This is a genomic window from Streptomyces sp. CA189, from assembly GCF_056428985.1.
In genome coordinates, this window is record NZ_JBWJVM010000157.1 from 1 (window position 1) to 4060 (window position 4060).

Sequence of the window (4060 nt, forward strand, 5' to 3'; positions counted from 1 at the left end):
CCCCGGGGGGGGGGGGGGGGGGGGGGGGGGGGGGGGGCCTCTGATGGGGGGCCGATGGGGGCCGGACGTACCGTTCGTCCCCTATGGCCGCGGAACGTCCGAATAGCGGAACTCGGTGACCGCATAGTGCAGTTGTAAGGAACAAGTCAAGGTCTGTCTTTTCTTGCGACTCTCCGGTCAAATGTCGTCACTTGAGACGCGCGCCGCACGGAACCCCCCACTCCTACGGAGAAGTTCCGCACCACTTCGCGGCCGCGGGAGGGGAACGACATCAAGTGACCAGCAACTCGGCCAGAAGACGAGCGCTGCGCGCCGCCGCAATCGGCGTGACCCTGGCAGCGACGGCGGCCACCGGCGCCGCCTTCACGATGGCCCAGGCAGACCCGGGTGCGAAGGTGTCTGCCGCGGACCGCCAGGACCCGACCGCTCCTTCCAAGGAGAAGGTCGACCACGACCTCGAAGGCCCGTTCAGCAAGCAGCAGGAGCAGGCCCGCAAGGCCGCCCTGGAGCAGGTGATGAGCGGCAAGAAGGACGTCGAGCAGCGGGGCGCCTCCAAGGTTGTCAAGCTCGACGAGAAGAAGTACGTCGAGCTCGGCCGCGAGAAGACCGACAAGATCTTCACGATCCTCGTCGACTTCGGCGACCAGGTGGACAACACCACCATGTTCGACCCGGACGGCCCCGGCCCCAAGCCGGCCGTGCCCAAGTACGGCGGCACCCCGGGTCCGCTGCACAACCAGATCGCCCAGCCCGACCGTGCGACGAACAACAGCACGGCCTGGCGCAAGGACTTCAACCGCGCGTACTTCCAGGACCTGTACTTCGGTACCGGCGTCGGCAAGAACTCGCTGAAGACCTACTACGAGAAGACCTCCTCGGGCCGCTACTCGGTCGAGGGCGAGGTGGCCGACTGGGTCAAGGTCCCGTACAACGAGGCCCGTTACGGCTCGAACTACTGCGGCCAGTCCAACTGCTCCAACGTCTGGGACACGGTCAAGGACGGCGTGACCGCCTGGGCCGAGGCCCAGAAGAAGGCCGGGAAGACCGACGCCCAGATCAAGGCGCAGATGGCCCAGTACGACCTCTGGGACCGCTACGACTTCGACGGCGACGGCAACTTCAACGAGTCCGACGGCTACATCGACCACTTCCAGATCGTCCACGCGGGCGAGGACGAGTCGGCCGGCGGCGGCGTGCAGGGCACCAACGCCCTGTGGGCGCACCGCTGGTACGCCTACGGCACCGAGGCCGGCAAGAACGGCCCGGCCAACAACAAGGCCGGCGGCACCCAGATCGGCAACACCGGCATCTGGGTCGGCGACTACACGATGCAGCCCGAGAACGGCGGCCTCGGCGTCTTCGCGCACGAGTACGGCCACGACCTGGGCCTGCCCGACCTCTACGACACCTCCGGTGGCGGCGAGAACTCGGTCGGCTTCTGGTCCCTGATGTCGGCCGGCTCCTGGCTCGGCGAGGGCAAGGACTCCATAGGCGACCTCCCGGGCGACATGACCGCCTGGGACAAATTCCAGCTGGGCTGGCTGAACTACGACGTGGCCAAGGCCGCGACGAAGTCCACCCACAAGCTGGGCGTCTCCGCGTACAACACCAAGGACAAGCAGGCGCTCCTCGTCGAGCTGCCGAAGAAGAAGGTCACCACCGAGATCGTCGCTCCCGCCGAGGGTTCCTCGCAGTGGTGGAGCAACATGGGTGACGACCTCAAGAACACCCTCACCCGCTCGGTCGACCTGACCGGCAAGTCCTCCGCGGCCCTGTCCCTCAAGGGCTGGTGGGACATCGAGGCGGAGTACGACTACCTGTACACCGAGGTCTCCACCGACGGTGGCGCCACCTGGACCGCGCTGGCCGGCACCGCCGACGGCGTGGACATCCCGGTCGACGCCTCCAACAGCCCGTCGCTCACCGGCGTCTCGGGCAGCTGGAAGAACCTGAACTACTCGCTGAACGCCTACGCGGGCAAGAAGGTCGACCTCCGCTTCCGCTACCAGACGGACGGCGGCGCGGGCGGCAAGGGCTTCACGGGCGACGCGCTCAGCATCACGGCGGACGGCGCCACGCTGTTCACCGACGGTGCCGAGAACGGCGACAACGGCTGGACCGGCAAGGGCTTCTCCCGTGTCGGCAGCGGCTTCACCAAGGAGTACGCCCAGTACTACCTGGCCGAGAACCGCCGCTACGTCTCGTACGACAAGACCCTCAAGGTCGGTCCGTACAACTTCGGCTTCGCCAACACCAAGCCGAACTGGGTCGAGCACTACGCCTACCAGGACGGTCTCCTGATCTGGCAGTGGGACACCTCCCAGAAGGACAACAACACCAGCCAGCACCCCGGCTCCGGTCTAATCCTCCCGATCGACGCCAACGCCAAGCCGATGAAGTGGTCGGACGGCACCCTGCTGCGGAACAAGATCCAGCCGTACGACGCCGCCTTCAGCGCGTACAAGACGGACGCCATCACCCTGCACAAGAACGGTGAGGAGCTGTTCCTGAAGCCGAAGGCCGCGCAGCTGGTCTTCGACGACCACAAGGGCAAGTACTACTACGACGAGAACCCGACCGGCTCGGTGAAGGTCACTGACACCAACACCAAGATCAAGATCCTGAAGGAGACCTACGACGGTCTCGTCATGACGGTCGAGGTCGGCCCCTCCGTTAAGTAATTCAGTAAAACCGCAGGTCAAAGCATGATCGGCCGTCGCCCTCTAGCGGGCGGCGGCCGATCGCGTTTAGATGCGTGGGCTGAGTTTCTTATTGACGGGGGAGATGAAGACATGCCCGGTGGAGGTTTCGTCCGATTGCCAGGCGGCAGCGTGGTCGTCGCGCTCACGCTGCCCAGACCGTCCGTGGAAGGTGCCGTCCAGGGCGGTGTCGGGGGCGGTATCGAGCGCGCCGTCGACGGCGGCGTCGACGGTGGAAACGTCCGCGTGCTGGTGCACGCGGTGAACCGGGCCCGCGCCCTGACCAGGCTGCGGAACCTCGGACTGCGCGCCGTCTACCTGCGCGGCAACGCCCAGCCGCCCACCCCGGACGAGATCACCGCCGTCCTGCACCACCCCGACGGCCTGCTCTGGCGCTGTGCGCCGGACCGGGCGGCGGAGCTGTGGCACCCGATCAGGGCCCTGCTGGGGTGAGCGGGCGGGGCCGAGCGGGCGGGGCTGAGCCGCCCCGCAGGAGCCCCGCAGGCGGCCCCGCCGGTGCCCGGCGTCAGCCGGCCACCACCGGGGTCCCGCTCAGCTCCACCCCGGCTTCCCGGAGCTCGGCCAGCGCACGGGTCGTGGTGTGCGGGGCCACTCCGGCCGTCAGGTCCAGCAGCACGTGGGTACGGAACCCCGCGCGGGCCGCGTCCAGGGCGGTGGCCTTGACGCAGTGGTCGGTGGCGATGCCGACCACGTCGACCTCGGTGACCTGCCGGTCGCGCAGCCACTCCGTGAGCCCGCGGCCGTTCTCGTCCGCGCCCTCGAAACCGCTGTACGCGGCCTCGTACGCGCCCTTGTCGAAGACGGCGGCCACGGCCCCCGAGGCGACGGCGGGCGCGAAGTTCGGGTGGAAGCCGACGCCCTCGGTCCCGGCGACGCAGTGCACCGGCCAGGAGGTCTCGTAGTCCGGCTGGGCCGGGGGGTGTGCGAAGTGCGACCCGGGGTCGATGTGGTGGTCGCGGGTGGCGACGACGTGCCGGTACCCGGCGGTGGCCTGGCCGATGAGCTCGGTGATGGCGGCGGCGATATCGGCTCCGCCGGTGACCGCGAGGCTGCCGCCCTCGCAGAAGTCGTTCTGTACGTCGACGACGATCAGTGCGCGGTGCATGTCCGGTGCCCTTCGGCTTGGTGTGTGGTGGGCGGGGACCCTGCGGGGGCTCTTCCCCCACCCCACCCCTTCCCGAAACTGGGGCTCCGCCCCAGACCCGTACGGGCGCTGCGCGCCCGCGCCTCAAACTCCCCCAGCTACCGCTGGGAGGTGCCCCCGGGCGGGGCTGAAATTGCCCTGCGGGCAATTTCAGCCGCGCGTCGCGTCCGGCATCAGCCGAATCCTGCCCCGCCGG

At 68.5% G+C, this 4060-nt stretch carries 3 protein-coding genes; 2 read left to right on the forward strand and 1 reads right to left on the reverse strand.

Annotated elements, in window-relative coordinates; all coding sequences use genetic code 11:
- Window positions 1-275 precede the first annotated feature (275 nt).
- On the forward strand, window positions 276-2681 hold the full coding sequence (locus AC061S_RS44160; RefSeq protein WP_478691529.1) for an immune inhibitor A domain-containing protein: 2406 nt from the start codon (window positions 276-278) through the stop codon (window positions 2679-2681).
- Window positions 2682-2792: 111 nt separating this feature from the next.
- Window positions 2793-3152, forward strand: coding sequence for a hypothetical protein (locus AC061S_RS44165; RefSeq protein ID WP_478691530.1), 360 nt, complete (start codon window positions 2793-2795; stop codon window positions 3150-3152).
- A gap of 73 nt (window positions 3153-3225) precedes the next feature.
- Here the strand turns inward: AC061S_RS44165 and AC061S_RS44170 are convergent, their stop codons facing one another.
- The gene (locus AC061S_RS44170; protein ID WP_327252955.1) at window positions 3226-3825 is read right to left on the reverse strand and encodes a nicotinamidase; all 600 of its coding nucleotides are present in this window, start codon (window positions 3823-3825) and stop codon (window positions 3226-3228) included.
- Between the last annotated feature and the right edge of the window lie 235 nt (window positions 3826-4060).